We start from the raw sequence: 26,905 nt of genomic DNA, 5'->3' as shown, positions 1-26,905 counted from the left end.
GGAGGCGCGCGATGGTAGGCTCAGGCCGGTTGGAAACCGGCTGCAAGAGTGCAATGGCATAAGCCTGCCTGACTGCGAGATTGACGAATCGAGCAGAGACGAAAGTCGGTCATAGTGATCCGGTGGTCCCTCGTGGAAGGGCCATCGCTCAACGGATAAAAGGTACGCCGGGGATAACAGGCTGATGATTCCCAAGAGCTCATATCGACGGAATCGTTTGGCACCTCGATGTCGGCTCATCACATCCTGGGGCTGGAGCAGGTCCCAAGGGTTTGGCTGTTCGCCAATTAAAGTGGTACGTGAGCTGGGTTCAGAACGTCGCGAGACAGTTTGGTCCCTATCTGCCGTGGGCGTCGATACTTGAGAGGAGTTGACCCTAGTACGAGAGGACCGGGTTGAACATGCCTCTGGTGTACCTGTCGTGGCGCCAGCCGCGCAGCAGGGTAGCTATGCATGGACGGGATAACCGCTGAAAGCATCTAAGCGGGAAGCCTCCCTCAAGATTAGGTATCTTCGAGTCGTGATAGACCATCACGTTGATAGGCCGGGTGTGGAAGTGCGGTAACGCATGGAGCTAACCGGTCCTAATAACTCTGTTCATGCTTGATGAATCCCACCATCAATGACAACCCTGCCTAAAAAGCAGCACCGTCAAAGATGATCGGACGATCATCCAGCCAGATAAAGCACGGGCATACATCGATTAAAAAACAGCACGCTGTCTCCATTGCTTGGTGACCATAGCGTCAGTGACCCACCCGATCCCATCTCGAACTCGGCCGTGAAACCTGTCAGCGCCAATGGTACTAACGCTCAAGCGTTGGAAGAGTAGGACGTCGCCAGGCATTGTAGACAGCGTAGCTTAAAACCCATTCACAATCTCAAATTACTCAATACGAGTAAGACAAAAGGCCCCATAAATGGGGCCTTTTTTGCGTCTGCAAAAGACAGATCACCTGATAGCTTCATAGCCAGTAAGCGTCCGACCATCGGCATCGCGAAGTAATTGCTGGTTTGAAAATGCCCCCTTTAGAGACTGTTTGGAAAATCGGTGACAGGGGTTGCCGAGTGGATCTGTGTCTGATTCAGGCTGTGCATGTGGACCCAGCATAGCCGAGGGCGAATGGCCCAGATTGCCAAGAAGACGAAGCGTTATCCCAGTGATCTGACCGATGAGGAATGGGATCGCCTAGCACCCCTGATGCCCAGGCCGGGCCGCCGGGGACGTCCACGCGAAGTGGATTTTCGCGAGGTGATCAACGCCGTGCGCTACCTTGTTCGTTCGGGCTGTGGCTGGCGAATGCTGCCGATCCACTTCGGGGCATGGCAGACTGTCTATGGCTGGTTCCGGGAATTGGCTCGCAGGTTCCTGTTCCAGACAATCCACGACATCGAACTGATGCTCGATCGCGAGCGCCAGGGGCGGGAGGCCAGTCCGAGCGCAGCAGTGATCGACAGCCAGTCGGTCAAAGCACCATCGGCAGAAAAGCGTGGGTTCGACGCAGGCAAGAAGGTTGTCGGACGCAAACGACACATAGCCGTCGATACCGATGGACGGTTGCTAATGGTCAACCTGACCACTGCAGACATCTCGGACAGCGCGGGCGCCCAGACTATCCTGGATGGAATCCGCAAACGCTGGCCCTGGATCAAACATCTCTTCGCCGATGGCGCCTATGACCGCCTGAAACTCATGGACAAGGCCAGCTATCTGGATTTCGTCGTCGAGGTAATCCGGCGCAGCGATCAGCAGCAGGGCTTCAAGGTCCTGCCCCGGCGATGGGTCGTCGAGCGGACCTTTGGCTGGATGATCCGATGGCGCCGATTGGTCCGTGATTACGAGAAGCGCATCGACGTCTCGCAGGCCATGATCCTCGTCGCCATGGGCGGGAATCTCCTACGCCGAAACGCTCACCCCTGATTTTCCAAACAGACTCTTACGGACATAGAAACCACTCAGCTAGAGTGCGATGATGATCAGTTTCCGTTTACCCTGGTACGCTTTATCGTTGGGAGCAATTCTCTTCGCCGCAACCTACTTTTTGCGTAAGCGAGGCCGCGACCCCACCTTGCGGGGCTGAAGCACAGCGCCGAGTTTCAGCGCCCTAATCGGATGGAGGGCGCTGGTGCTATGACGATGCCATGTGATGATGCTGGCACTAGTCGGGTAACCCGCTTCGAAGTGTTCACTGGCGCGGAGCGGCGGCGGGATTCGCCGCCGGAGGTCAAGGCTTCGATCCTGGCCGAGAGCTTTTCCGGGCAGGAGACGGTTTGCTCGGTTGCGCGGCGGCATGGCATGAGCCCGTCGCAGCTGTTCACCTGGCGCCGGCAGCTCCGCAAGCAGTTGGAGAGCCAGGGCGCGGCCGTGCCGGCCTTTGTTCCCGCCGTCGTCGATGCCGGCGCCGCAGAGGAGTTCACGCCTGCGATCCAGCGGCCGAAGAAGCGACGGCGCTCGAAGGTGAGCGCAGTGGAACTGGAGATCGACGGCGTTGCGGTGAAGATCAGCAGCGGCGCCGATGCCGGGGTGATTGCGGCGGTGATCGAAGCGCTCCGGGTTACTCGATGATCGGACCCGGCGCAGGTGCCAAGGTCATGGTGGCCACACGCCCGATCGATTTCCGCAAGGGGCCCGACGCGTTAGCCGCGCTGATCGGTGTCGAGTACGGCGGTGATCCTTATTCAGGCGTAATCTACGTGTTCCGGGCCAGGCGCAGTGATCGGATCAAGCTTGTCTGGTGGGATGGCACGGGGCTGTGTCTGATGGCCAAGAGGCTGGAGTCCGGCGGGTTCAAGTGGCCGGCCATCCAGGACGGCGTGATGCGCCTGACGGCGGCGCAGTTGGGCGCCTTGCTTGAGGGGCTGGACTGGCGCCGTGTGCATGGCGGACGCCGCCCGATCGCTCCGCAGATTGCCGGTTGACGATGGTTCCTCCTACTGATTCACTCCTTCCATGCTCATGGAAGCGGATCTCCCCAACGACGCCGAAGCGCTCCGCGCGCTCGTCCTCGAGCAGGCCCGCGAGCTTGATGTTCTGAAGGTTTTCCAAGCCGAGGTTGAACGCCTGAAGGCGATCATCGAGGCCCTGCAGCGGCACCGGTTTGGCCGCCGTTCCGAGCAACTCGATCCCGATCAGTTCGAGCTTGCCCTGGAAGAGGTCGAGATGGCCTTGGCCCAGGCCCAGCACGCCGGGGACAAGGCGAGCCGGGCATCGGCGGATCGCCCGCGCAAGGTCAACCGCGGCTCGTTGCCGGCCCATCTCGAGCGGATCGAGCAGGTCGTCGATGTCGAGGATAAGGCCTGCCCGTGCTGCGGCGGTGCGCTCCACCAGATCGGTGAAGACGTGGCTGAACGTCTTGATGTGGTGCCCACCACCTTCCGTGTCCTGGTCACGCGCCGTCCGCGCTATGGCTGCCGGTCATGCGAGGGCGCGATCGTCCAGGCACCGGCTCCGGCGCGGATCGTCGAGGGAGGCATCCCCACCGAGGCGCTGATCGCGCAGGTGCTGGTCGCCAAGGACGCCGATCACCTTCCGCTATACCGGCAGGCCCAGATCTACGCGCGGCAAGGTGTCCAGCTCGACCGCTCGACCCTGGCGGACTGGGTCGGTCGGGCGGCTTGGTATCTGCGCCCCTTGCGCGATCACATCCTCGAGCGATTGCGACGATCCGGGCGGCTGTTCGCCGATGAAACCACGGCACCGGTGCTCGATCCAGGGCGTGGTCGGGCCAAGACGGGCCAGCTCTGGGCCTATGCTCGCGACGATCGACCATGGGGCGGCGAAGATCCGCCGATGATGGCCTACTTCTATGCCGCTGACCGCAAGGGTGAGCGGGCGGAGGCGCATCTAGGCGACTTCGTCGGCATCCTGCAGGTCGATGGCTTTGGCGGCTACGCTGCTCTGGCCAAGCGCCGGCAGCAAGTGAGCCTGGCCTTCTGCTGGGCGCACGTGCGGCGCAAGTTCTACGAACTGGCCGACAGCTCGCCGGTCGCGACCGAGGTGCTGCGCCGGATCGCAGTGCTCTACGCGATCGAGGAAGAGGTTCGCGGCACTTCGGCGGAGCAGCGCCGCACCTTGCGCGCCGAACAGGCCCGCGTCATCGTGAATGATCTGCACATCTACCTCGAGGCACGACTTCGTCAGGTTAGCGCCAAGAGCAAGCTTGCCGATGCCATCCGCTACGCACTCACCCGCTGGCCCGGGCTGTCACTGTTCCTCGACGACGGCCGCGTCGAGCTGGATTCCAACACTGTCGAGCGATCAATCCGTCCGCAGGCCCTCAATCGCAAGAACGCCCTCTTCGCAGGCTCTGATGAAGGCGGCGACAACTGGGCGGTTATCGCTACACTGATCGAGAACTGCAAGATCTCAGGCATCAATCCGCATGCCTGGCTCGCCGAGACCCTCTCCAGGCTCGCCGCAGGTCATCCCGCCAACGCCGTCGGTGAACTCATGCCTTGGACCGCCGTGGCCTCAACACAGCGCTTACCTTTTTGCCTCTCGAAGAGACACTAAAGCTGCCGATTTTTCTGATAGGCCTAATGCTCTTGCTGGACGGAGGCTTATACCAAGACTCTCTGATCATGACCCATGCGCCCATTGGCGTAACCCGATGGACATGATGCGCCATGGCTGATCGATGAGGCGGTTCCAGGCGTGGCAGCAGTGATCGACGACGTTGTCGTAGGACGAGAAGATGCGGTTCGAGAGCCAATTATCGCGCATGAACTGCCACACGTTTTCTACGGGGTTGAGTTCGGGGCACTTGGGCGGCAGCGGCAGGAGGGTGATATTGGCCGGAATGTCGAGTTTGCCGGACATGTGCCACCCGGCTTGATCGAGCATGAGCACGGCGTGAGCACCGGGTGCGACCTGGCTGCTGATTTCTGCCAGATGCATGTCCATGGCCTCGCTGTTGCAGCGTGGCATGACCAACGCCGCACCTTTCCCTTCAGCAGGACATATTGCGCTGAAGATCCAGGCCGAAGCCCGGCGTAGATCACGGGGCGCAACGGGTCTGGTGCCACGCTTGGCCCAGCGTCGGGTGATCTGCGTTTTCTGCCCGATCCGGGCCTCATCTTGCCACCACAGTTCTATCGGGGTGCCTTTGGGCAGGCGCCTTCGGATTTGCGCCAGACGGGCGGGGAAGGCTTTTTAAAAGCGGCAATATCTTCAGGGCGCTGCCCCTGATGGCGTGGCCGGGCCGAGTGTCGCGCGACATTCAGGGTGAGAAAGCGCGACAAACAAGATGAGAATCCTGCGTTCCGGAATTGGCGAAGGGCGTAGCCCGTAGCCGATACCGGAACGCAGGAGGCGCCTTTTGAAGGGTGCCTGTGATGGTCGCGGCGGCCGCTATGCATTGGGTTTTCTTGGGAAGGAGGACCTGGCGTGTGGCGGGCCGACACATCAACGATCATCAGGTGAGACTTTTCATGACCCACAGACGTAACGATCCCGTCGCCCTGGCAGCGGCAAAGGCCGGTTTCAGCCCGGCGACCGGCTATCGGGTGCTGCAGGATGCGCGCCTGCCTTCCCAGCGACAGGCGCCGCGCGGCCGACGGCGCCCTGATCCGCTATCGGGCATTTTCGAGGAGGTTGTCGTGCCGATGCTGGAGGCCGCTCCCGGTCTTCGTCCTGTCGCGATCTTCGAGGAACTGCGCCGCCGGTACCCGGATACCGAGTTCGGCTCACGACGAACCCTGGAGAGGCGTATTCGCGACTGGCGCGCTCTGAACGGCCAGGATCGGGAAGTCATCTTCAGGCAGGTTCATGAGCCGGGGCGGCTCGGCATGTCCGATTTTACGTGCATGAACGATCTGGAGGTCGCCATCGCCGGGGCACCCTTGGACCACTTGCTCTATCACTTCCGCCTGCCTTGCGGCGGCTTTGAACATGGACACGTCATTCTGGGCGGCGAGAGTTTCGTCGCCCTGGCCGAAGGGCTGCAGAATGCGCTCTGGTCTGCCGGCGGAGCGCCCAGGCTCCACCGTACCGACAGCTTGTCGGCCGCCTTCCGCAACCTGGACGCAGATGCGAAGGCCGACCTGACCAAGCGCTATGACGCCCTATGCGCCCATTATGGAATGGTGCCGACGCGCAACAACACAGGCATTGCCCACGAGAACGGTGCGATCGAGAGCGCCCACGGCCATATCAAGGCTGCAGTGAAGGACGCGCTGTTATTGCGCGGGACCACGGACTTCACCGACCTTGCCGCTTATCGCCGCTTCATCGACGAAGTCGTGACCGCAAGGAACCGGCGCCACGGTCCCGGCATCGATGCTGAGCGCAAGGCGCTGCAATCCCTCCCGAACGCACGGACTACCGATTACGAGGAAGTCCTCGTGACAGTGACGTCCTCGGGCGGCTTCACCCTGCGCAAGGTGTTCTACACGGTCCCCTCGCGCTTGATCGGACATCGCCTGCGAGTGCGCCTTTACGACGATCGTCTCGATGTCTTCATCGGCGGCACAAGGCTCATGACCCTGCAGCGCGGCCGCGCCGGTGTGAACGGTAAGCACGGCCACGTTGTCGATTATCGCCATGTCATTCATTCCCTGCGCCGCAAGCCGATGGCGCTACGGGGATTGGTCTATCGTGACAGCCTGTTCCCCCGCGCGCCCTACCGCCTCATGTTCGAGCACTTGCTGGAAGCTGTGGGCGAGAAAGAAGCCTGCCGGATCATGGTCGAGCTTCTGGCCATGGCCCACGAGCGCGCCTGCGAGGCGGAGCTCTCCCATATCCTGGAAGAGGACCTGGCAATCCGCAGGATCCCATGCCTGTCGGCACTTCGGGCCCGCTTTAGCCCCGATCCCGCCACTTTGCCTGAAGTCGTGGTCGAGATGGTCTCGCTCTCGATCTACGACGGGCTGATCGAACAGGGAGAAGCGGCATGAGCACGGCTCCCATGATCGACGCACAGCGCCTGGGCCTGATGCTCAATGAACTGCGCTTGCCAACCATCAAGCATATCTGGGGAGATTTTGCAGCCCAGGCGGACAAGGAAGGATGGCCCGCGAGCCGGTTCCTTGCAGCTCTCGCCGAACACGAACTCGCCGAACGCGATCGTCGCCGGATCGGGCGTCATCTGGCTGAAGCCCACCTGCCGGCGGGCAAGACGTTGGACTGCTTCGCCTTCGAGGCCGTGCCGATGATCTCCAAGGCACAGGTCATGGCCCTGTGCGCCGGCGATGGTTGGCTCGACCAGGGTTCCAATCTCATCCTGTTCGGTCCGCCAGGCGGCGGCAAAAGCCATCTGGCGGCGGCGATCGGCCTGGCATTGGTGGAAAATGGCTGGCGAGCACTGTTCACCCGCACCTCTGACCTCGTCCAACGTCTGCAGGTGGCTCGCCGCGAACTGACGCTGGAATCCGCAATCGCCAAGCTCGACAAGTATCATCTGCTCATTCTCGACGACTTCGCCTACGTCTCACGCGACCAAGCGGAAACCTCTGTCCTCTTCGAACTGATCAGTGCCCGATACGAGCGCAGATCCTTGCTCATCACCGCCAACCAGCCCTTCGGTGAATGGAACCGCGTCTTCCCGGACCCGGCAATGACGCTCGCTGCGGTCGACAGGCTCGTGCATCACGCCACGATCTTCGAGATGAACGTGGAAAGTTATCGCCGGCGCACGGCTCAGGCCCGCCGCTCCGGGGCTGGACGTCCTGCCGCCTACACCACTCCGAAAGTCCTCGAGACCATCCGCGACAATCAGGATGAGAACGAGATCCTTGCCAGCGACAATTAAAATCGGCACTGAATGACGCGCCGCGACAATCACATTCTCATCCTGATTGACGCGCAATCCTCATCCTGTTTGTCGCGCTACAGCCGAGAGCTTGCGATAGCCCATGGTCCGGAGTTCATGCCCCAGCGCCTGCTTGCTGATCGAGATTTCGAACTCCTCCCATAGCCATTGGACGAGGTCGATGATCCGCCAGCGAACCACACCATGAACAGCAGGAATAGGGCCCGCTTCGATGGTTTCGGCCAGCGCGCGTCGATGGCAGTCGTCGAGGATGGTATCCGGCCCCGGCGCCCTGCGGGTTTCGAGACCATCAGGGCCATGCGCGTTGAAGCGCAGCACCCAGTCCCTGACAATCTGCAGCGTGACCCCGCCGACCTTGGCGGCCTCGCTTCGGCTGCCGCCGTCTAGGATCGTCGCAATCGCAAGCAGACGGCGAACTTGGTCTGCATCCTTGGCGCGGCGAGCAAAGGCCCGAACCTGCGCAGAACTGAAATCACCTCGAAGTCTGACCGGCGCTGCCATCGCAAAACTCCAACCGTTTGCGATGGTGAATCACGTCATGCCCCGGCCGCATACCCTCCGTGAGTCAGATTCCACAGGTTTTGGTATTAGGGTTACGAACACTGCCCTACCTGACACCTCATGCCAGTTTTCCTGAGGATTGGAGGAAAATTGAGCAGAGTTTGTATTTCGGAGCGCTGGGGATTACGCGGGGTTCCATTGCAGTTTCCGCTTGCGTCGCTCTTGCTGCCTTTACCGTTTTCTTTGGTGATGGCGACTGGCGCGGATGGTCTGCAATTGCGATAATCGTTGGGTTCGCGATTGGTTGGCCCATTGCCGCTCTTAAAGCAATTCGGGACAGCCTGAGCAACGAGAACTAAACCCGAAAAAATGGCGTGTTCACGCCTGCAGGCGACAGTTCCACGGTATCAGTTCATCGATCCGGTTGATCGGGTGGCCATTGTCGATGCGGTCGAGCACATCAGCAAGCCATTCCTGCGGATTGACTCCGTTAATCTTGGCTGTCTCCAAAAGCCAAAGCATGGCAGCGGCGCACTCACCGCCGTAATCAGAATGCATGCCGGCCGATCGTTGTCAACGCGAAGAGACCTGTAGGCCAAATCGCGCCGTTGCTTCGCGACCTAGGACGTTGTCCACCTTGATCTTGGCCGGTCCGCGGCCGCCCAGGAACACTAGGCGATCCATTGTGGCCACCACCTGCTCGCCTTTATCCCCTTATCGAGATGGATCGCCAGGCACTCACGGGTGAGGGTTGCGCCGTTTTATCCGCTGCGCGTCATGACATGACGACAGGGTTTTTGGGGCCGTAAATTAAGGCTTTCTCACCAAAGCAGTCGGCGCCAGCAAAAATCCAGTTTTTACGGCCCACAGCTATACCCCAGAGGGCATTCTCCGCCGGATCGTTGTCTATCTCCAGCCTGCCGTCGTCGGTATAAGCGAGCAATTGGCTTCAGCTTGACCGCATAACGCAACGCCTCGGCCAGCGTGCGTGTTTCGAAAGTCCCGGACAGTTTGTGCGATTGGTCATTGGGTGCGCCGGTTTGGCATGAACGTCCCCGCAAGCGGAGCTTGGAGGGACCATGCCGAGACGGAAGCAACCGAGACGAGTGGACGTGAAGGACATCAGATCGATATTACGGCTGACCCACGAAAGTGGGCTTTCGGTACGTGAGGTGTCCGGAGCGGCTTGGGCTGCGCAAGTCGACCGTGTCGACTTACCTGCTGCGGGCTCGTTCGGCCTGGGCAAAATATGCCGACGCCCCTTCGGCAGGCTCAGGACAGGCTTGCGCAGGATCTCGTTGGCTTGCCGTAGTTCGCGGACTTCACGCTCCAAGGCGTTGAGCTTTGCGGCGGTCTCCGTCGGCACGCCTCCGCGCTTGCCGCTGTCCACCTCGGATTTCTTCACCCATTCCAGCAGCGTGTGCCCGGAGCCCCCGATTTTCTTGGCCACCGATGTGATCGCAGCTCGGCGAGAGGGATAATCGCCTTCGTGATCCAGAACCATCCGGATCGCCCGCAGCCGAACTCCAGGGGTAACCTTGTTCGTCGTCTAGCTCATCGTAGACCTTTCCTTGCGGGAGTTCGGGACTCAGGCAATCCCGGGGCGGTTCAGAGCCTGACCGACGTTAGCCTTTCGTCATCACTTGACCAGGCTCGGAGGCATCCAGACAGCGCGGTTCCGCGCTACCGGCGCGAGGGTGAAATATCCGAGGAGACGAAAATTCCCTTGGACGGCTGCGGAAGGCGGGCAAGGCCGGCGTCTAACTCCTGAATGCCGAGGAGCGGTCAATGCACAATACAGCGCCTGCCGAACTGGTCCGACGCCGGTTTCGGGAAGCCCACGGGGCACACGTACAGCCAGCTTACGAAAACATGATGGCGCAATCACGGGGCGGGGTGGTCAAGGCGGCGCTCGGCTATCGCCGGGCCGGGGCACATCCCCTGTTCCTGGAACGCTATCTCGACGCGCCGGTCGAGCAGATCCTGTCGCATGCGCTGGGGCAGGATGTGCGCCGCGAGACGGTGCTGGAAATCGGCAACCTCGCCGCCGAAGATGCGCCGTCGCTGATCGCGCTGTGGGGCGCGGCGGCCAACGACCTGGGGAGCCAGTGCGAGGTGGCGGTGGCAACGTTGACCGCTGACCTGCGCCGGATGTTTTCCCGGATCGGCGTGCCGATGCTGCATCTTGCGCCCGCTGATGCCAGCCGGACCGAGCAGCCTTCCTCCTGGGGGCGCTATTACGATTGCGATCCGTGGGTCTGCGCGGGGCTCATCGATGAAGGGCAGCGCGCGATCTCGGCCTTTTTGGCCCGCCGGCGGAGCCTGGCGGCATGAGCGGCCTGCTGGAAACCCTGCGCGGCCACGCTGCCCGCGCGCCCGAAGCGATCGCAATTGACCCTCGTGTCGGACCGGCATTGGGCTGGGCGGAACTGGTCCGTCTGGTCGAAGCGCGCCTGGCTCTCCTGGCAGCCGAGCCTCCGGCGCGCGCCTACGTCATCAGGGGCGATCACGGCGCCGATATGGCGGTGCTCGAACTGGCGCTGCTCGAAGCCGGTATCCCGGTCCTGTCGCTGCCCCGGTTCTTTACCGAGGCTCAGGCTGACCACGCCCTTTCCGTTTGCGGTGGGCCGGGTGAAAGCGCCGGCTCGCCTCAACCTGCGCCGTCCCCTTTGCCCTCGGGGACGGCGCGGATCACCTTCACGTCCGGTTCGACGGGGACGCCCAAGGGCGTGTGTCTTTCGGCCGCGCACATGCTCGGCGTCGCTGCGTCGGTGGTCGAGACCGTGGGGCAGGCCCATGCAGGCCGTCACTGCGCCTTGCTGCCCCCGGGCATCCTGCTCGAAACCGTCGCGGGCTTTTTTGCGACGATGATCGCCGGCGGCACATACGTATGCCCGCCGCAGGCCGAGATCGGCCTTGGCGATCCGTTCCGTCCCGACTTTGCGCGGATGGCCGAAAGGCTGGCGCACTGGCGGATCTCGTCGCTGATCCTGGTGCCCGAATATCTTGCCGGTCTGGTCGCCGTGCTGGAGGCGAGCGGGCAGCGCCTGCCGGATCTGACGCTGGTGGCGGTGGGAGGCGCGCGGGTGTCTGCCGACCTGCTCGGCCGCGCCCGCGCGCTGGGATTGCCGGTACGACAGGGCTACGGCCTGACCGAATGTGCCTCGGTGGTCGCGCTTGAGGCCGAGGACAACGATGCGCCGGGTTCGGTCGGCCGCCCGCTCGGTCATATGCGCGCGCGCATCGCGCCTGACGGCGAGATCCTGCTGGAAGGGGAGATGTTCCTCGGCACCATCGGCGAGCCGCGCGCTCCCGGGCCGCTGGCCACAGGGGACATCGGCCGGATCGACGAACAGGGGCGACTCTGGGTCGAGGGGCGCAAGTCGGCGCTGATCATCACCAGCTTCGGGCGCAACATCTCGCTCGAATGGCTGGAAACGGTGCTGCTGGCGCAGCCCGGCGTGGCGCAGGCAATGGTTCATGGCGATGGCAAGCCCCGGCCCGAAGCCCTGCTGGTCGCCGCGCATCCCGGCGCCGATCTTTCCGCCGCAGTGGCCGCCGCCAATGCCGCCCTGCCGGACTATGCCCGCATCGCCGCCTGGCAGGAGGTGGCGCCCTTCACGCCAGCGGGCGGGCTTCTCACGGGTAACGGCCGCCTTCGGCGCAAGGCGATTGCCGACGTCTGGCTGGAGGGAACGCCCGACTTTTTCGACGTGCTGGAGGCTGCGACCTGGCGTGATCGCCTCACGTTCCTCGCCATTGCGCAAGTGCGCGCGGGCCTGGCGGGCACGATCTCGCGCCGCGCCTATGTCGATTACCTCAGGCAGGCCTATCACCATGTGCGGCACACCGTGCCGCTGATGCGCGAGGCCCGCGCGGGTCTGCTGGACCGGCCGCGTCTTGTCCGGGCGCTCGACGACTATATCGAGGAGGAAACCGGGCACGAGGAATGGATCCTGGCCGACATTGCCGCAGCGGGCGGCGATGCCGACGCGGCGCGGGCGAGCCGGCCCCACCCGGCGACCGCGGCCATGGTCGATCATGCCTATGCGCGCATTGCCAGGGGCAATCCGGTGAGTTTCTTCGGCATGGTCTACGTGCTCGAAAGCGTGAGCGTGGCGCTTGCCCAGCGCGGGGCGAGCGCGGTGGCCGCCAATCTCGGATTGCCGCCCGAGGCCTTCACCTACCTTACCTCGCACGGCGCGCTCGACCAGGAGCACATGACCTTTTTCGCCCGCCTGGTGAACGGTCTCGAGCGGCCGGAAGACCGCGAGGCGCTCCTGACGATGGCGCGCGAGATGTTTGGCCTGTTCGGCGCGGTCTTCGCGTCGATCGCACTGGAGGACGATCATGTCGCGGCTTGAAGGCAAGCGGGTTTTCGTCACCGGTGCGGCGGGGGGCATCGGCATGCCGGTGACGCGCCTGCTGCGCGAGGCGGGGGCGGATGTCACCGGGATCGACCGGGCGCCGTGTCCCGCGTGCGACCGCTCGATCGTTGCCGACTTGTCCGACGAGGACGCGCTCGCCATGCTGGCCGGGCAAGTGGCGGCGGACTGTCCGGACATCCTGGTCAACATCGCCGGGGTCATGCGTTTCGGTTTGCACGAAAGCCAGCCGATCGAGGCCTTGGCGCTGTGCTACCGGGTCAACCTGCTGGTGCCGGCGGTGCTTGCCCGCGCCGTCACGCCGCCGATGCGCAGGCGCGGATCCGGGCAGATCGTCAACATCGGCTCGGTCCTGGGAGCGATCCCCTACCCATGGTTCGCGGCCTATTCGAGCAGCAAGGCCGGGCTCGCGGCGCTGAGCCAGGGGGTTCGGCGCGAACTGCTCGGCAGCGGCGTGGCGGTCACCCACATCAATCCGCGCGCCGCGCGCACTGCCTTCAACAATGGCGAGGTGAACCGTTTCCTGACGCTTGCCGGCATGAAGGCGGATGCGCCGGAATGGGTGGCGCAGCGGATCGTCGCGGCTATCGCTGCCCGCAAGGAGACCGTGAGCATCGGCGCGATGGAGCGCGTCTACGCCGCGCTCAACGCCATTTCCCCCAAACTCGTCGATGCCGGCCTGTCGCCCCAGATCCGCAAGGCACAGGCCGAATTCGGCTGACTGTAAATCCCAGAACAGAAAGGACGCGTTACCATGCGCAAGCATACCCTGCTGAGCTTCCTGCTTGCCCCCGTCGCGGTTGCCGCCATGCCGGTCGCCGCCCACGCCGACATGGCCTCCGACGTCAAGGCGGTGAACGATGGCTGGGCCCACATCACTTACGAAGTGCAGGGATCCAGCACCCAGACCAAGGCGCTCGACCAGTTGGCGCATCAGGCGGCGGTGATTGTCGCGCGTTATCCGGGGCGGGCGGAGCCGCTGTTGTGGCAGGGCATCATCACCAGCGAGCAGGCCAACCGCGCCAACTTCTTCCACAAGCTGGGCCTGGCGACGCAGGCCCGCGACCTGATCGCGCGGGCCTATGCGATAGACCCCCGCGCCGCGCAGGGCGGGGCCGCGCTCAGCCTCGGTGTGCTTTACTACAAGGTGCCGGGTTCGCCGCTGGCCTGGGGCGATGACGACAAGGCGGCAAGGCTGCTCAAGCAGGCCCTGTCGGTCGATCCCAATGGGCTCGATTCCAACTATTTCTACGGCGATTACCTGCTCAAGCAGGGCGACAAGGCCGGCGCGCGCGCATATCTGCAGAAGGCCCTGCGGGCGCCCCATGATGCGGCGCGTCCGGTCTGGGACGCCGGGCGGCGGCGCGAGGTGCGGGCGCTGCTGGGCAAGGCCGCGTGATGCGCGCGAGCTTGCGCCGTGAACCCGGCCGCCTGTGGCCATGAGCCTGGCGCGCGCCCTTGCCGGTCAACTGGCCCATCCGCGCGGCCGATACGGTCGCTGGCTCGGGCGGGCCATGGACATTGCCAATCGCAAGCCGATGCAACGGGCGGTGGACCTGCTGGCTCCGGCCGCAGGGGAAACCATCCTCGACGCAGGCTGCGGCACCGGGGCGGCGATGGCGCACATGCTTGACCGCGCGGATTGCCGGCTGATCGGCGCCGACCTCTCGCCGACGATGATTGCCGCCGCCCGGCGCCGTCTGGGCGCGCGGGCCGGCTATCTGACCGCATCGCTGGCTGACCTGCCGCTGCCCTCGGCAAGTCTGGATGGCGTGCTCGCCCTCAATGTCCTCTATTTCGATGACGATGGACAGGGCATGCTGCGGGCGATGCATCGCCTGCTGCGCGGTGGTGGCAGGATGGTCGCCTATGTGACCGCGCGCCGCACCATGGAAGGCTGGGCGTTTGCGCGGGAGGGTCTGCACCGCCTCTATGACGCCGGGAGCCTGCGAACCGCGTTCCTGTCCGCCGGATTTGCCGATGACCTTCTGGAGATCGAGGAAGTTGCCATAGGCCCCGGCATCGACGGGCTGCTGGCCCGCGCCGGAAAGCAGTCGGCGCCGGTCTGAACTGCCTCCGGGGCCTCCGTTGCCGGAACGGGTGCATTGCCATCGAAACACCATCGACGCGGGCATGACGGAGGGCTAGAGGCAAGCCCATGACAACCCAGATCACGATCCGCCGCCCGGACGATTGGCATGTGCATCTTCGCGATGGCGAGATGCTGAAAGCGGTCGTCGGCCATACCGCGCGCCAGTTCGCGCGGGCCATCGTCATGCCGAACCTGACGCCGCCGGTCGTCAACGTCGCGGCGGGGCTGGCCTATCGCGACCGCATCGTCAGCGCCGTGCCGGCGGGGATGGACTTCACCCCGCTGATGGTCTTCTACCTCACCGATGATGCCGATCCGGCCGAGATCGCGCGCGGCTATGAAGAAGGCGTGTTTGCCGCCTGCAAGCTCTATCCCGCCCATGCCACCACCAATTCGGCCCACGGCGTCACCGACATCCGCAAGCTGACCGGGGTGCTGGAAACGATGCAGCGCATCGGCATGCCGCTGCTGATCCACGGCGAGGTCACCCACCGCGAGGTCGACATCTTCGACCGCGAGGCGGTGTTCATCGAACAGATCCTGGCACCGCTGGTGCGCGACTATCCCGCGCTCAAGATCGTGCTGGAACATATCACGACGGCGGAGGCGGCCGATTTCGTGGCGGAAAGCGGGCCGCAGATCGGCGCGACGATCACCCCGCAGCACCTCATCATCAACCGCAATGCGATCTTCGATGGCGGCATCCGGCCCCATGCCTATTGCCTGCCGGTCGCCAAGCGCGAGCGGCACCGCCTGGCCGTGCGCAAGGCGGCGGTATCGGGTTCGCCCAAGTTCTTCCTCGGCACCGACAGCGCCCCGCACGAGATCGGCCGCAAGGAATCGGCCTGCGGCTGCGCTGGCATTTTCAACGCACCCTACGCGCTCGAAAGCTATCTGCAGGTCTTCGAGGAAGAGGGCGTGCTGGACCGCTTCGAAGGGTTCGCCTCGGAACACGGCCCCCGCTTCTACGGCCTGCCGCTCAACGAGGGCACGGTCACCCTGCAGCGCGAAGAGGTCAGCGTTCCGGAAAAGATCGTCGACGGCGATATCACCCTGGTGCCGTTCCACGCCGGTGAAACCATTCGCTGGCGCTTCATCGGCTGACCGTCCCGGCCGCGCCTGCGGTCAGGCGGCGTCCGGCTCGCTCGGGAAGCGGGCCTCGGCGACAAAGGCGGCGACCGTGGGCGAGCGTTCGTCCGCGCGGGTCGCGAGCGCGAGCGAGACCATCGGGGAATCGCCTTCGAGGTCGTGATAGGTCACGCCCTTGAACGAGGCCTCGCGCATCGATTCCGGTACCAGCGCCACGCCGAGTTCGGCAGCCACCAGCGCGAGGACCGAGGCGACCTGCGGGGCGGACTGGCCGAGCATGGGCTCGAACCCGGCGCGGCGGCAGCCTTCGAGTGTGGCATCGAACAGTGTCGGGCCCAGCGCGCGCGGGGTCAGGATGAACGGGTCGTGGGCGAGCTGCGAGAGCGAGATCGGCTCGCCATGCGGCATGCGGGCCGAGGCCAGCGCCGCGATCAGTGGCTCGTCGGCCAGGTGGAACAGCCGGAGGTCGCGTTTGTCCACCGCGTCGGGGCGCAGGAAGGCCACGTCGAGGCTGCCGTTCTTCAGCCCTTCGACCAGACCGATCGAATTGTGCTCGGCCAGGCTCAGCTCGACATCGGGAAACCGCCGCCGATAGATGCGGATCGCCTGCGGCACGCGCGGGTTGAAGGCGGCCGATCCGGTGAAACCGACGCGGATGCTGCCGGTTTCCCCTGCCGCCGCGCGCCTTGCCGCGCTCACCGCATCCGCGACGATGGCGGGAATCGGGCGTACCCGGTCCTCGAAGGCGCGTCCCGCGTCGGTCAGTTCGGCCCCCTGGGGAATGCGGTGGAACAGCGGGGTGCCCACTTCCGCCTCGAGATCCTTGATCTGATGGCTGAGCGGTGGCTGCCCGATGCCGAGGCGCTGGGCGGCACGGGTGAAGTGCCGTTCCTCGGCGACGGCGAGAAAATAGCGGATATGTCGAAGTTCCACGGCGCGCCCTCTCCACGTCATACAAAAAAAGTATCAAGATCGCCTTTATCATGAATTGGACAGATGGGCCGCGCAAGCGCATTTCGCCGTCAGGAGATTTGATATGGCAAGCGTGGCGATCGATATGGGTAGGACAGCGGGTGTTGCCGCAAGCGGGGGCAGCGCGCGCATGCACGCCGGTTGGAACTGGGAAGCCCCCCAGCGGACATCGGCGCTGGAGCCGGTGGTGTTCCTGCCGGGCCTGCTCTGCGACCAGGCCCTGTGGCGCCGTCAGATCCATGCGCTGGCCGATGTCGCCGCACCGATGGTCGCGGACCTGACGCTGGATGATACCGTCGGCGCCATGGCCGAACGCACGCTGGCGGTGGCGCCTTCGCGCTTCTCGCTCGTCGGCCTGTCGATGGGCGGCTACGTCGCACTGGAGATCATGCGCCGTGCACCGGAACGTGTCTCGCGCCTCGCGCTGATCAATTCGAGTGCGCGCGGCGACAGTCCCGAGCGGACCGAACAGCGCCGCGTGGCCATCGAATCACTGCGCCGCGGCAAGTTCGTGGGCGTGACCCACAAGCTGCTGGGCCAGCTTGTCCATCCCGATCACACCACCGGGGCGGTGGCGGACGAGATGCGCGGCATGGCCTCGCGCGTGGGCGGCGAGGCGTTCATCCGCCAGCAGCATGCGATCATGACCCGTCCGGACTCGCTGGACGGCCTTGCCAAGATCGCGGTGCCGACCATGGTGGTGGTGGGTGACGGGGACCGCATCACCCCGCCCGATCACGCCCGCGAGATCCACGAGCGGGTGGCGGGATCGCGCTATCACGAGATCGCCGCCTGCGGCCACATGGCCGCGCTGGAGCATCCCGAGCAGACCAATTTCCTGCTCCGCAACTGGCTGGCGCAGGACTGAAAGCCCTCGTAAATCCGAGGATTTTCAACGAAAAAAGGGGAGACAGGACCAGCCGTCCCGTCTCCCCTTTTCCGTTTCAGCCTTGGGCCTGTCAGCCGTTCAGCTTGTCCTTGAGCGCCTTGGCCTGCGTGAAGCCGAGCTTACGCGAAGCGGCGATCTGGATCGTCTCGCCGGTCGACGGATTGCGGCCTTCGCGGGCAGCGCTTTCCTTGACCTTGAACTTGCCGAAGCCGGGCAGGTTGACTTCTTCACCAGCGGCAGCAGCGTCGGCAATTGCAGCGAAGACGAGTTCAACCGCCTTCTTGGCATCGGCCTTGGTGGAGCCGTTGGCTGCGGCAATCTTTTCGGCCAGATCCGTCGTGTTCATAGCGTTCCTTTCACTTGCGAACTTCACTCTCATAGATGGCGGCGCGGCTTGCCGCTATGTCCTCTCGGCAACTTTCACCGCTTCTCCCACAGAACTTGGCGTGTCGAATCGTGGAAAACGTGGTTTTTTTGTTATCGGCATGGGTCTGAACGGGGCTGGAGGGCTCATTTCGGCCTGACCTCCCGCCATTCGAGGCGCGCGGTGCCGTGCGCCGGGATGACGATTTTCCACGTCGCCTGCGTGCCCAGCATTTCGACCTGTGCCTTGGTTCTTGCCTTGATCGGCACGATCCGGGTTTCCGCGGGGTGCCGGATCTTCGCCTCGAAGCGGATCGGCCAGGGGTGCGCGTTGGCGAGGGTGAGGCGGGTCTGCGTCCAGGCCGGGGCGCCGCTGTCCGCCGCCTTGCCGTCTTTCGTGTTGCCGCGCCTCGTATGGCCCTGCCTTTCCGGGCCGGAACCGACCGCTGCGAGCGAGGCAGTGACCTGGTTGTCCCGGTTGATGGCGATATCGATGTCCTGCCCTACCGCGGCATCGTCCAGCGTGCCTTGTCCGGCGAGCATCGGCTGTCCCGCCAGCGGTTCGAAGACGACCACCTGGCCGGCAGGCAAGGCCCGGCCAAGGCCGTTCTTCACGCTATTGCGCCCGCGCAGATGGCGCGTGACCGGGACCGTGCCGCGCTGGCTCGACCAGAATTCGGCTACATGGTGCACGGAGAGCGCGACCTTGGGCAGTTCGAACATTGCCACCTGTTTCTGCGCCATCGCGGCGACCGTGGTCGGCATCGGCACCCGGTAGAGCCTGAGGTCGCCAAGTCCTTCCTCTTGCACGGTGACGGGAGCGGGCGGCGGCGGCGGCGGAGGAGGTGGTGGCGGGGGCGGAGCGCGCATGGCGGTGACGACGATGTCGGCGACCGGCGGCGGCGCATAGCCCATCGCAAGCGGAGGCGGAGCGGTGAAGTAGCAGTGGAATTCCAGCGATTGCCCGCTCGGCGAACTGGGGACATCGTTCTTGCGGTTGACCTTGCCGCCCACCACTGCCGTCTCGGCATCGGCAAAGCTGGTGGGGTCGGCGTTGGCCAGCGTGACCCAGGCGAACATCCGGGCGCTTTCGGCCCCTGTCCCGTCCCCTGCCCCGACCCCTGTCCCGACCCCTGCCATGGTGAGCACGTAGTTGGCCTGCCAGTCGAAGCCCCAGGCGAGGTAGGAGAGCGAGATCGTCACGCGCCGGGCGGCGGTGCTGGCCGTCTCCACCGAGAGCGTCGGCCGCGCGGAGAGGCCGGGGGGAACCGCGTCGTAGACCAGTTCGTCCTGCGTCGTGCCGCAATTGGCCGTCTCGAACCCCGCGCGCGTTTGCACGATCACCGCGCCTTCGGGGCCGGAGCGGATCACCGCGCGTTCCTCGCGGATCTGCCCGCTCATGGGATCGGTGCGGCGCAGCAGGACCGGGCGGCCGAGGCTGCGCGCGTAGAGATTGCCGGGTGAGAGCAGGTCGGCGTCGAGGTTCTTTTCGCTCACCCCGTCGGGCAGGCCGGAGATGATGGCGCTTTCGGGCAGCATTCCGCCCGCCACCCCTTCGAAGCGGATCACCGCGCGACCTTCGGGGATCTCCACCGTGCGCTTTTCGGTGACCAGCGCATAACCCTCCAGCCAGCCCAGGTTCATGCCCTGTCCGGGGCTGCGATAGGGCGCGCGGTAGATCGTCACCGCCACGCTGTCGGGCGCGGGCGAGGTGACGACCTCCTGCGCCGCTGCCGGTCTGGCCGGGAACAGGGCCAGAAGCAGGGGCGGAAGCAGGGCCGCGAGAGGCAGCAGGAGGCGCATGGCCGCAGGCAACCGGGGTGTCAGTACCGCGTGTCGAACTGGGCGGTGAGCGTGACTTCGCCGCCCGCGGGCACCGCCACCATCCACACCCGCTCGTCCTGCGAGCGCTGCTGGCCGGTCTGGCTTTCGCTGGGCACGCGCACGTCCCAGCCGCTCCAGCTACGGTCGAGCCCGGCCTGCACCAGTTCGACCGTCACCGGCTCGGCGCGCGCATTGGTGAGCGTGTAGCTCATCGTCGTGCGCCAGTACGTGGGCGAGGATTCGACCTGAACCAGCGTGGGCGGCTTGCCGCTCACGGTGACCCGGTAGCGGGCACTGCGCTCCCACTCGTCGCTCTGGATCCGCTCGCGCCTGACCAGGGTGGGCTTGACCTTGACGTCGAAGGCCTCGCCGGTCTTGATCGCGAGCGTCGATCCCATCGGCGTGTGGGGAATGGTGTTTTCGCCGATAAACTGCGGCTGTCCCTGCGCATCGCGCATGTAGACGCGCACCGTGCCCTGGGGCAGGGCATCGCCCAGCCCGGCGGCCCGGGCCGTGGAGAAACGCAGCACCGTGTCCACGCCTTGCGGGTCGTTCGACTGGCCGGACCAGGCATTGCGGAAGGTGTAGCCCTTGGTCGCGGGAACGCCCGCGGTGTCGAGGAAGCCGACCTGCTTCTGCTGGGCATTGGCGACGGTGGTGCGTGCCGCGATGGGATAGACGTAATAGTCGCCCAGCTGTTCGCGCGCGGCGCTTTGGGTCCCGGCGCGATTGCCCGAGGGACGCGCGGGCCGGTAGCCGTTGCCATCATCGTCGTCTTCGTCGTCGTCGTCGCTGCCCGCCGGTTTACCGGCGACCAGCAGCACGCGGGCATTGCCGAAGCCGGTGCCGCTGGAATTGGTCAGGGTTATCCAGCCCTGCATGTCGAGCTTTCCGGCCCTTTCGTCGAACAGGGCGACATAGTCCGCCTTCCAGCCGAACGCGCGTGACAGGTAGCTGAGCGTCACCGGGCGGCGGCCCGCGCGGCTGCTGTCGAGCGTGACGGAGAGCGTGGGGCGCGCGCGCAAGCCTGGCGGCAGGCTGGGGAAGACCACCCGCTGGCCGCCGAGGATCTCGATCCGGTTGCCCACGCGCACGATCGTGCCGTTGTTGTTGGCAAGGACCTCGGCGGGTTCGCTGGTCTCGGCGCCGGTGGCGGGATTGGTGCGCACCAGCGTGACGGTCTGCCCGACCGCCTTGTCCATCAGCTTGTCCGGGGAGAGCAGATCGTAGTCGAAATTCTGTTCGACCACGCCCGCGCCTTCGGCCTGGATCGACACGGTTTCGGGCCGGATCGCGGCGGAAACGTCGGGGAAGTCCTGCTTGCTGCGGCCCGAAGGCAGCGAGAGCTGGCGGGTATCCTGGATCAGCGCAAGGTTGTTGTTGTAGATGGTGATCGAGACGTCACCTTGCGCATTGGCCCCATCCGCCTGCGCCCCGGCCGCCCCGGAAACCGCAAGGCTTGCCATGACTGCCAGCGCCGCCGCGCCGTTCCATCCGAAGCTGCGCATCCGTGACCGCTCCCTCTCGCCAATTCAGGCCGATGAGTTCCGGTCACGAGGGCATCTGTCAAGTGACAATGATGGAAATTCGCAGCACCAATTCAGCAACTTGAGGGCGCCGGTGAACGGGCGCCCTCACTGTTACTTCCAGGCCAGCCCGAGTGACTTCTGGATCGAGACATAACCCGCCGTCAGCTGGGCGCGGGCAGAGACGAGGTTCTGTTCGGCGCTGTTGCGGTCGCTGCGGGCATTGAGCAGGGCGATGCGGGTGGCGGTTCCGGCGGCAAAGCGCTGGGCGGCGAGCGTTTCGGCCTCGGCCGCCTTGTCCCGCGCGCGGGCCAGTTCGGCGACCTGGATGCGGCCCTCGCGGTAGCGGGCAAGCGAGTCCTCGGCGTCCTGCAGCGCCGTCAGCACCGCGCCGCGATAACGCGCCTCGGCCTCGTCGCGCACGGCCTCGGCCTTGGTGACCTTGGCCTTGTTGCGGCCGAAATCGAGGAAGCTCCAGCTCAGCTGCGGTGCGGCCAGCCCGACAAAGTCATCGAGATTGGTGAGGTCGCCGAACTTGGTGCCGCCGATGCCGATCAGGCCCATGAACGAGAGGCGCGGGAAACGCGCGGCTTCGGCCTGCCCGATCCTGGCGGTGTCCGCCGCCAGCGTGCGCTCGGCCTGGCGGACATCGGGGCGGTGGGCGATCAGGCCGGCGGGATCGCCGACGGCAACCGTGGCGGGAGGCAGGGGAATGTCGCCAGACGTGCCCAGCGCGGCGTCGAGGGCCCCGGGTTCCTGGCCGGTCAGCACCGCAAGCGCGTTGCGATAGGCGTCGCGGTCCGCCTTGAGCGGGGCGAGCCGGGCGCGGGTGGTGGCCAGCTGGCCTTCGGCCTGGGTGACCTCGCCCGCCGTCGCGGTGCCCGCGCCGCGGCGCTGGCGGGTGAGGTCGAGCGCCTCTTCCTGCAGCGCGATCGACTGTTCGCCAAGGGCGATGCGCTGCTGGCGATCGCGCAAGTTCAGGTAGGTGCTGGCGACCTGGGCCGAGAGGCTGACCTGCACGTCGGCAAGGCTGGCATCGCTGGCCTCGTAGCTCGCGCGGGCGGCTTCGATGGCGCGGCGCTGGCCGCCGAACAGGTCGACCTCCCAGCTGGCGTTGACGCCCAGGTTGTAGAGATTGAGGTCGGAACTGCCGCCCCCGCCGCCGCTTCCGCTGGCGTCTCCCGAACCGCCCCCGTCTCCCGAATTGCCACTGCTCGATCCGAGGTCGAGACCGGGCACATGGGCATGGGCATACATGGCGGACGCGCTGGCCTTGGGCGCGCGGTTCGCGCGTTCCTCGCCCAGCGAGGCGGCGGCCTGCCGCAGCCTCGCCTCGGCGGCGGCGACGTCGGCATTGCCGGCAAGGGCCTTCGCTTCGAGATCGTCGAGCGCGGGATCGCCGAGGGTCTTCCACCATTCCGCAACCGGCGGGGCGGTGCTGACCGCAGCGGCATCGGCGCGCACGAAGGCGGTGTTTTCGACCGGGGCGGCCTTGGGCGGTCCGGCATAGTTCGGTCCGACGGTGCAGCCCGACAAGGTGGCCGCCAGCGTTGCGGCAAGCAGCGGCAGGGTATGGTAGGAGCGCATGGGTATCCTCAATGTCCGGTCGCCAGCGGGGCGTTTTTCGGAAGCGGGCGCAGGAACAGGACGAGTGGAATGACAAACATGATGCCCACCGACATCATCCAGAACATGTCCGCATACGTCATCGCCAGCGCCTGGATCTGGATGTTGGCTTCGATCGAGCGCAGCACGCCCGCGCCTTGCGCACGGACATAGTCCTGCACGGCGAGGGAATTGGCATTGAGGCTTTCCTCCATGCGGCGGGCATGGAGCCACAGGCGCTGGTCCTGGATCACCGCGATTCCGGCGAGGGCGAAGGAGCCGCCGAGGTTGCGGGCGGCGTTGTAGAGGCCCGAGGCGTCGCCCGCTTCCTCCTTCGGCACCGAGCGGATCGCCGCCTGGTTGAGGAACATCATGCAGAACACCGTGCCCATGCCGCGCAGGAGCTGGGAATCGACAAAGTCCTTGCCGTCCGACAGCGGGGTGATGTCGGTCTCCAGCCAGGCACTCAGCGCCAGCACGGACAGCCCGAAGCAGACCGAGGCGCGAATGTCGACATTGCGGATCAGCCAGGGGGTCACCGGCATCATCAGCATGACCGGGATGCCGGAAAGCATCACCACCTGTCCCGATTGCAGCGAGTTGTAGCCGGCGATCGAGGAGAGGAACTGCGGGATCACGTAGGAGGTGCCGTAGATCACCATGCCGACCACGGTGACCATGGCGACAACGCTGCCGAACTGCCGGTCGAGCAGCAGCTTGAGCTTGATCACCGGCTTGCGTGCGAAGACTTGCCCCGCCGCCAGCAGCAGGAGCCCGAAGATCGAGACGCCCGTCAGCGTCACGATGAGGTCCGAGGAAAACCACTGCTCGCGCTCGCCTTCCTCCAGCACGACGGTTAGGCCGCCGAGGCCGAGGGCGAGGCCGAGAATGCCGAGCCAGTCCGCCTCGCGGATCAGGCCGAGATCGGCCTTCTGGTGCGGGATCGCCACCAGCAGCAGCGTCGCCAGCGCGATGCCGACCGGCAGGTTGAGGAAAAAGGCATAGTGCCAGCTGACGTTCTCGGTCAGCCAGCCGCCCAGCACCGGGCCGACCACCGGGCCGAGCAGCGCGGTGGCGCCGAACAGGGCATTGCCGATGGGCTGCTGGGCGCGGGGCAATCGCGTGGCCACGATAGTCATGGCGGTGGGGATCAGTGCGCCGCCGGTGAAGCCCTGGCCGACACGCCCGATGATCATCATCGTCAGCGTCGTCGAAAAGCCGCACATCATCGAGAACAGCGTGAACAGCGCCGAGGCGACCAGCAGCAGCGTGCGCAGGCCGAGCAGGCGTTCCAGCCAGCCGGACAGCGGGATGATGATGATCTCGGCCACGAGATAGGCGGTCGCGATCCAGGTGCCCTCGGTACCGCTGGCGCCGATCTCGCCCTGGATGGTGGGCAGCGAACTGTTGACGATGGAGACGTCCAGCGTCGCCATCAGCGCGCCGAGCGTGCCCGCTGCCACGGCCAGCCAGGCCGCCGCGTCCGCCGGCTTTTCGGCAGTGGGTTGCGGGGGCAGCTGGAGGGGGGCGGGCGCTCCCTCGGCCGTCACGGCAGAACCGCTCACTGGCCCTGGTTCCCCCGCGCCTTTTCCTGGTTGGAGATGGCGTGCTGCGATCCCTTGGCGTCGATGGTGTCGACCGTCACCGTCACCGAGAGGCCGGGAACCAGCACGCGGCGTGCCTCCGGCCCGGCATCGATGGCGATGCGCACCGGCACGCGCTGGACGATCTTGGTGAAGTTGCCGGTCGCGTTCTGCGGTGGCAGCAGCGAGAACTGCGCGCCCGTGCCCGGCGAGATGCTCTCGACATGGCCGCGGATCTCGGTGCCGTCGAGCGCGTCGACCTCGATGGTCGCGGGCTGGCCGGGGCGCATGAGGCCGATCTGCGTTTCCTTGAAGTTGGCGGTGACGTAGAGCTTCGCGAGCGGCACCACCGACATCAGGCGGGTGCCGGCCTGCACGAACTGGCCGGTGCGCACGGTGCGATCGCCGATGCGGCCATCGACGCTGGCCCTGAGCACGGTGGAGCCGACGTTGACGTGCGCGGCGGCGAGCTGTGCCTTGGCCGCTTCGCCCTGCGCGGCAGCTTGCTGCACTTGTGCTTCCAGCGCGCCGATGCGGCGCTGCGCGGACGTGACGGCGGCGCGCTGGGCATCGGCGGCGGCGCGGGCCTTGGCGGCCTGGTTGCGCAGCGTGGCGAGGTGTTCCTTGGTCTCGGCGCCGCTGGCGGCGAGCGGGGCGTAGCGGGCGGCCTCGCGCTCGGCATAGCGGGCGTCTTCCTCGGCGGAGACCAGCTGCGCCCGCGCCTGGGCGATCGCGGCCTGCTGCTCGCCGATGGTGGCGCGCACGTTTTCGGCATTGGCCTTGGCGACATCGATCTGCGCCTGGTACTGGCGGGCCTGTGCATCGTAGTCGCGCGGGTCGATGCGCACGAGCGGCTGGCCGGCCTTCACGTCCTGGTTGTCGCCCACCAGCACCGCATCGACATAGCCTGAAATCTTGGGCGAGACGGTGACCGCATCGGCCTGGATATAGGCGTCGTTGGTGCCCTCGAAATACTTGCCGCGAGTCTGGTAATGGAACAGCCAGATACCGCCCGCGATCACGACGACGGCGGCGCCCGCCATGAGGATGCGCTTCATGCCGGATTTCGCGGCGGAGGGGGGATTCGGTTCGGAAGTGGGGGCCTGCTGATCCGAATCGGTCACGTCGTTAGCCATCAATCGCTTCTCACGCCTCTAGTGCTGCAATGCGTATATTGCATCGCAGCAGGGATGGTTGCGCACTTGCACCCAGGCGGAGCATATGGCAATGGCATTTCATATGGTCCCACAATATTTCTTGCCGTGAGTATTCGCGTCCGGACGATGGAGCAGCTGCGCGATCTGCACATGCGCATGCATCGGCTCTTCAACGACCGGATGCGGGCGCAGGGTGCCTCGCTCGCCCAGCTCAAGGTGCTCCATTATATCGAGCGCTTCGGCTCGGTGCGTTCGACCGACATCTGCGATGCGCTGGGTCAGGCCCCGCGTACGGTGACCGAGGCGGTGGACGGGCTTGAGCGTGAAGGGCTGGCGCTGCGCACGCCCGATCCCAAGGACCGTCGGGCCAAGCGAATTTCGCTGACCGAGGCGGGCCGCGCAGTGATCCGCGAGGTGGAGCCGCACAAGAACGCCTTCATCGAGCAGTTCTTCGAGCTGCTGGACGACGAGGAGCAGGCGCACCTGCTACGGACATTGGAAGTGCTCAACGATCGGCTGGTCGAGATGGGCGCGCCGCGCGCATTGGGAGAGCCCGCAGGTTAGGGGGCGGAAAAGACGTGACTGCACGCACCGCAGTGACGGCGCGTCTGCCGGCCTGACGGATTACGTCAGCAAGAGGATCGTCATCAGCGCGAAGGAGCCGGTGCAGGCTACCGCAGCGCACAAAGTACGGAATTCGCATCCGCAAAAGACGGTTTCCAAGCCTTCCATGGGCCTCTCCTATCGGTCCACTCTATTGGTGGGTGCCGGCAGAATACCATGGCTTCGGGTGGCCACATAGAAAAACCCGGTGGTCCGACTTGCCCTGCAATCGAATGAATTGGGCCGCTGCTGCAGTGTCAGGCGCGAAGGCGCTTGTCATCGGCACAGCGATGTGCCCGCAGCCGCCCGAGGAGGGGGTGCTGCGGGCGCGTCATCTGTGCTCGAAGTGGCGCTGGAACACGGTTACGAGAGTCCCAGTGCCTATGCCGCGATGTTCCGGCGCACCTTGAAACTCTCCCCCACGGCCTATGTCACTGCGCGTTCGAAATAAGACGGTTTACGTACTCGAACGGTTCATTCAGTTCCTGACACCGACCCATGCCGGACGCTCAGGCAGTAATTCGCGCTTGCCTAGTGCGGAAAGTCC

Annotated in this window: 23 protein-coding genes, 2 rRNA genes and 5 pseudogenes (1 of these 30 running past the window's edge); 18 read left to right on the top strand and 12 right to left on the bottom strand. The window is 65.3% G+C overall.

Annotation, left to right across the window (positions count from 1 at the left end):
• The 6 genes from CA833_RS25415 to CA833_RS25390 all read left to right on the top strand — a co-directional run.
• A 23S ribosomal RNA gene (locus CA833_RS25415) occupies positions 1-608 on the top strand (it extends 2,186 nt beyond the left edge of the window).
• A gap of 122 nt (positions 609-730) precedes the next feature.
• Positions 731-845 (top strand): 5S ribosomal RNA (gene rrf, locus CA833_RS25410).
• A gap of 251 nt (positions 846-1,096) precedes the next feature.
• Positions 1,097-1,921 carry an IS5 family transposase gene (locus tag CA833_RS25405; RefSeq protein WP_207077923.1) on the top strand — a complete coding sequence of 275 codons (825 nt, stop codon included), beginning with the start codon at positions 1,097-1,099 and terminating at the stop codon, positions 1,919-1,921.
• Positions 1,922-2,182: 261 nt separating this feature from the next.
• Entirely contained in the window at positions 2,183-2,566 is a 384-nt protein-coding gene (locus tag CA833_RS25400) for a transposase (RefSeq protein WP_242526512.1), read from the top strand.
• A 26-nt stretch (positions 2,567-2,592) separates the two neighbouring features.
• Positions 2,593-2,919: an IS66 family insertion sequence element accessory protein TnpB gene (gene tnpB, locus CA833_RS25395; protein WP_207080634.1), complete on the top strand. Its 327-nt coding sequence runs from the start codon at positions 2,593-2,595 to the stop codon at positions 2,917-2,919.
• A gap of 31 nt (positions 2,920-2,950) precedes the next feature.
• Positions 2,951-4,513: an IS66 family transposase gene (locus CA833_RS25390; protein WP_207080633.1), complete on the top strand. Its 1,563-nt coding sequence runs from the start codon at positions 2,951-2,953 to the stop codon at positions 4,511-4,513.
• A 66-nt stretch (positions 4,514-4,579) separates the two neighbouring features.
• On the opposite strand, the pseudogene CA833_RS25385 reads toward CA833_RS25390, so the two are convergent.
• Positions 4,580-5,205: pseudogene (locus tag CA833_RS25385) on the bottom strand (IS630 family transposase); the annotation flags it as partial.
• Positions 5,206-5,352: 147 nt separating this feature from the next.
• Here CA833_RS25385 and istA point away from each other — a divergent pair.
• Both istA and istB read left to right on the top strand, forming a co-directional pair.
• Positions 5,353-6,894, top strand: coding sequence for an IS21 family transposase (gene istA / locus CA833_RS25380; RefSeq protein WP_370584595.1), 1,542 nt, complete (start codon positions 5,353-5,355; stop codon positions 6,892-6,894).
• Positions 6,891-7,748 (top strand): IS21-like element helper ATPase IstB, encoded by an 858-nt coding sequence (istB, locus tag CA833_RS25375; RefSeq protein ID WP_207080631.1) that lies wholly within the window; start codon positions 6,891-6,893, stop codon positions 7,746-7,748. Before istA ends, istB begins: the two co-directional genes overlap by 4 nt.
• Before the next feature lie 60 nt (positions 7,749-7,808).
• Here the strand turns inward: istB and CA833_RS25370 are convergent, their stop codons facing one another.
• Positions 7,809-8,270, bottom strand: a complete 462-nt coding sequence (locus CA833_RS25370) for a helix-turn-helix domain-containing protein (protein WP_207080630.1) — start codon at positions 8,268-8,270, stop codon at positions 7,809-7,811.
• Between the two features lie 59 nt (positions 8,271-8,329).
• Here CA833_RS25370 and CA833_RS25365 point away from each other — a divergent pair, with 59 nt between their 5' ends.
• Positions 8,330-8,629, top strand: a complete 300-nt coding sequence (locus CA833_RS25365; protein WP_207080629.1) for a hypothetical protein — start codon at positions 8,330-8,332, stop codon at positions 8,627-8,629.
• A gap of 19 nt (positions 8,630-8,648) precedes the next feature.
• On the opposite strand, the pseudogene CA833_RS25360 reads toward CA833_RS25365, so the two are convergent.
• A pseudogene (locus CA833_RS25360) lies at positions 8,649-8,822 on the bottom strand (transposase domain-containing protein); the annotation flags it as partial.
• Between the two features lie 262 nt (positions 8,823-9,084).
• Positions 9,085-9,213: pseudogene (locus tag CA833_RS25355) on the bottom strand (transposase); the annotation flags it as partial.
• 136 nt (positions 9,214-9,349) lie between these two features.
• On the opposite strand from CA833_RS25355, the pseudogene CA833_RS25350 reads away from it, so the two are divergent.
• A pseudogene (locus CA833_RS25350) lies at positions 9,350-9,509 on the top strand (sigma factor-like helix-turn-helix DNA-binding protein); the annotation flags it as partial.
• 43 nt (positions 9,510-9,552) lie between these two features.
• Here the strand turns inward: CA833_RS25350 and CA833_RS25345 are convergent.
• Positions 9,553-9,774, bottom strand: a pseudogene (locus CA833_RS25345) (transposase); the annotation flags it as partial.
• A 284-nt stretch (positions 9,775-10,058) separates the two neighbouring features.
• Here CA833_RS25345 and CA833_RS25340 point away from each other — a divergent pair.
• The 6 genes from CA833_RS25340 to pyrC all read left to right on the top strand — a co-directional run bounded on the left by CA833_RS25340 (position 10,059) and on the right by pyrC (position 15,851).
• Positions 10,059-10,604: a thermostable hemolysin gene (locus CA833_RS25340; protein WP_207080628.1), complete on the top strand. Its 546-nt coding sequence runs from the start codon at positions 10,059-10,061 to the stop codon at positions 10,602-10,604.
• Positions 10,601-12,634, top strand: a complete 2,034-nt coding sequence (locus tag CA833_RS25335; RefSeq protein WP_207080627.1) for an AMP-binding protein — start codon at positions 10,601-10,603, stop codon at positions 12,632-12,634. Before CA833_RS25340 ends, CA833_RS25335 begins: the two co-directional genes overlap by 4 nt.
• Positions 12,621-13,376 carry an SDR family NAD(P)-dependent oxidoreductase gene (locus CA833_RS25330; protein ID WP_207080626.1) on the top strand — a complete coding sequence of 252 codons (756 nt, stop codon included), beginning with the start codon at positions 12,621-12,623 and terminating at the stop codon, positions 13,374-13,376. Before CA833_RS25335 ends, CA833_RS25330 begins: the two co-directional genes overlap by 14 nt.
• 33 nt (positions 13,377-13,409) lie before the next feature.
• Positions 13,410-14,054, top strand: a complete 645-nt coding sequence (locus tag CA833_RS25325) for a tetratricopeptide repeat protein (protein WP_207080625.1) — start codon at positions 13,410-13,412, stop codon at positions 14,052-14,054.
• A gap of 40 nt (positions 14,055-14,094) precedes the next feature.
• On the top strand, positions 14,095-14,724 hold the full coding sequence (locus CA833_RS25320; RefSeq protein ID WP_207080624.1) for a class I SAM-dependent methyltransferase: 630 nt from the start codon (positions 14,095-14,097) through the stop codon (positions 14,722-14,724).
• Between the two features lie 89 nt (positions 14,725-14,813).
• Positions 14,814-15,851 (top strand): dihydroorotase, encoded by a 1,038-nt coding sequence (gene pyrC, locus CA833_RS25315; protein WP_142639288.1) that lies wholly within the window; start codon positions 14,814-14,816, stop codon positions 15,849-15,851.
• A gap of 21 nt (positions 15,852-15,872) precedes the next feature.
• Here pyrC and CA833_RS25310 read toward each other — a convergent pair whose 3' ends face one another.
• Positions 15,873-16,769 (bottom strand): LysR family transcriptional regulator, encoded by an 897-nt coding sequence (locus CA833_RS25310; protein ID WP_207080623.1) that lies wholly within the window; start codon positions 16,767-16,769, stop codon positions 15,873-15,875.
• A gap of 103 nt (positions 16,770-16,872) precedes the next feature.
• Between CA833_RS25310 and CA833_RS25305 the strand changes: the two genes are divergently transcribed.
• Complete coding sequence (locus CA833_RS25305) at positions 16,873-17,676, top strand: alpha/beta fold hydrolase (RefSeq protein WP_242526510.1); 804 nt, start codon at positions 16,873-16,875, stop codon at positions 17,674-17,676.
• A gap of 91 nt (positions 17,677-17,767) precedes the next feature.
• On the opposite strand, the gene CA833_RS25300 is transcribed toward CA833_RS25305, so the two are convergent.
• The 6 genes from CA833_RS25300 to CA833_RS25275 all read right to left on the bottom strand — a co-directional run bounded on the left by CA833_RS25300 (position 17,768) and on the right by CA833_RS25275 (position 25,734).
• A complete protein-coding gene (locus tag CA833_RS25300) occupies positions 17,768-18,076 on the bottom strand; it encodes an HU family DNA-binding protein (protein WP_255535886.1) in 309 nt (102 codons plus the stop codon).
• A gap of 131 nt (positions 18,077-18,207) precedes the next feature.
• Positions 18,208-19,863: a DUF4139 domain-containing protein gene (locus CA833_RS25295; RefSeq protein ID WP_207080622.1), complete on the bottom strand. Its 1,656-nt coding sequence runs from the start codon at positions 19,861-19,863 to the stop codon at positions 18,208-18,210.
• Between the two features lie 20 nt (positions 19,864-19,883).
• On the bottom strand, positions 19,884-21,392 hold the full coding sequence (locus CA833_RS25290; RefSeq protein ID WP_207080621.1) for a DUF4139 domain-containing protein: 1,509 nt from the start codon (positions 21,390-21,392) through the stop codon (positions 19,884-19,886).
• Between the two features lie 132 nt (positions 21,393-21,524).
• Positions 21,525-22,997 carry an efflux transporter outer membrane subunit gene (locus CA833_RS25285; protein WP_207080620.1) on the bottom strand — a complete coding sequence of 491 codons (1,473 nt, stop codon included), beginning with the start codon at positions 22,995-22,997 and terminating at the stop codon, positions 21,525-21,527.
• A gap of 8 nt (positions 22,998-23,005) precedes the next feature.
• Positions 23,006-24,580: an MDR family MFS transporter gene (locus tag CA833_RS25280; RefSeq protein WP_370584594.1), complete on the bottom strand. Its 1,575-nt coding sequence runs from the start codon at positions 24,578-24,580 to the stop codon at positions 23,006-23,008.
• Complete coding sequence (locus tag CA833_RS25275) at positions 24,577-25,734, bottom strand: HlyD family secretion protein (RefSeq protein ID WP_207080619.1); 1,158 nt, start codon at positions 25,732-25,734, stop codon at positions 24,577-24,579. Before CA833_RS25275 ends, CA833_RS25280 begins: the two co-directional genes overlap by 4 nt.
• Positions 25,735-25,860: 126 nt before the next feature.
• Here CA833_RS25275 and CA833_RS25270 point away from each other — a divergent pair, with 126 nt between their 5' ends.
• Positions 25,861-26,319 carry a MarR family winged helix-turn-helix transcriptional regulator gene (locus CA833_RS25270; RefSeq protein WP_242526508.1) on the top strand — a complete coding sequence of 153 codons (459 nt, stop codon included), beginning with the start codon at positions 25,861-25,863 and terminating at the stop codon, positions 26,317-26,319.
• Positions 26,320-26,905: the final 586 nt, after the last annotated feature.

Source organism: Novosphingobium sp. KA1 (genome assembly GCF_017309955.1).
Classification (GTDB): Bacteria; Pseudomonadota; Alphaproteobacteria; order Sphingomonadales; family Sphingomonadaceae; genus Novosphingobium.
Note: the sequence above shows the minus strand (reverse complement) of the source record. Positions and strands in the feature narration are given on the sequence as shown.

What these genes read in the sequence shown, in the direction of transcription:
- CA833_RS25405 (WP_207077923.1), top strand. Translation starts at nt 1,097, where the DNA reads ATGTGGACCCAGCATAGCCGAGGGCGAATGGCCCAGATTGCCAAGAAG.
- tnpB (WP_207080634.1), top strand. Translation starts at nt 2,593, where the DNA reads ATGGTGGCCACACGCCCGATCGATTTCCGCAAGGGGCCCGACGCGTTA.
- CA833_RS25390 (WP_207080633.1), top strand. Translation starts at nt 2,951, where the DNA reads ATGCTCATGGAAGCGGATCTCCCCAACGACGCCGAAGCGCTCCGCGCG.
- istA (WP_370584595.1), top strand. Translation starts at nt 5,353, where the DNA reads ATGCATTGGGTTTTCTTGGGAAGGAGGACCTGGCGTGTGGCGGGCCGA.
- istB (WP_207080631.1), top strand. Translation starts at nt 6,891, where the DNA reads ATGAGCACGGCTCCCATGATCGACGCACAGCGCCTGGGCCTGATGCTC.
- CA833_RS25370 (WP_207080630.1), bottom strand. Translation starts at nt 8,270, where the DNA reads ATGGCAGCGCCGGTCAGACTTCGAGGTGATTTCAGTTCTGCGCAGGTT.
- CA833_RS25340 (WP_207080628.1), top strand. Translation starts at nt 10,059, where the DNA reads ATGCACAATACAGCGCCTGCCGAACTGGTCCGACGCCGGTTTCGGGAA.
- CA833_RS25335 (WP_207080627.1), top strand. Translation starts at nt 10,601, where the DNA reads ATGAGCGGCCTGCTGGAAACCCTGCGCGGCCACGCTGCCCGCGCGCCC.
- CA833_RS25330 (WP_207080626.1), top strand. Translation starts at nt 12,621, where the DNA reads ATGTCGCGGCTTGAAGGCAAGCGGGTTTTCGTCACCGGTGCGGCGGGG.
- CA833_RS25325 (WP_207080625.1), top strand. Translation starts at nt 13,410, where the DNA reads ATGCGCAAGCATACCCTGCTGAGCTTCCTGCTTGCCCCCGTCGCGGTT.
- CA833_RS25320 (WP_207080624.1), top strand. Translation starts at nt 14,095, where the DNA reads ATGAGCCTGGCGCGCGCCCTTGCCGGTCAACTGGCCCATCCGCGCGGC.
- pyrC (WP_142639288.1), top strand. Translation starts at nt 14,814, where the DNA reads ATGACAACCCAGATCACGATCCGCCGCCCGGACGATTGGCATGTGCAT.
- CA833_RS25305 (WP_242526510.1), top strand. Translation starts at nt 16,873, where the DNA reads ATGGCAAGCGTGGCGATCGATATGGGTAGGACAGCGGGTGTTGCCGCA.
- CA833_RS25300 (WP_255535886.1), bottom strand. Translation starts at nt 18,076, where the DNA reads ATGAGAGTGAAGTTCGCAAGTGAAAGGAACGCTATGAACACGACGGAT.
- CA833_RS25295 (WP_207080622.1), bottom strand. Translation starts at nt 19,863, where the DNA reads ATGCGCCTCCTGCTGCCTCTCGCGGCCCTGCTTCCGCCCCTGCTTCTG.
- CA833_RS25290 (WP_207080621.1), bottom strand. Translation starts at nt 21,392, where the DNA reads ATGCGCAGCTTCGGATGGAACGGCGCGGCGGCGCTGGCAGTCATGGCA.
- CA833_RS25285 (WP_207080620.1), bottom strand. Translation starts at nt 22,997, where the DNA reads ATGCGCTCCTACCATACCCTGCCGCTGCTTGCCGCAACGCTGGCGGCC.
- CA833_RS25275 (WP_207080619.1), bottom strand. Translation starts at nt 25,734, where the DNA reads ATGGCTAACGACGTGACCGATTCGGATCAGCAGGCCCCCACTTCCGAA.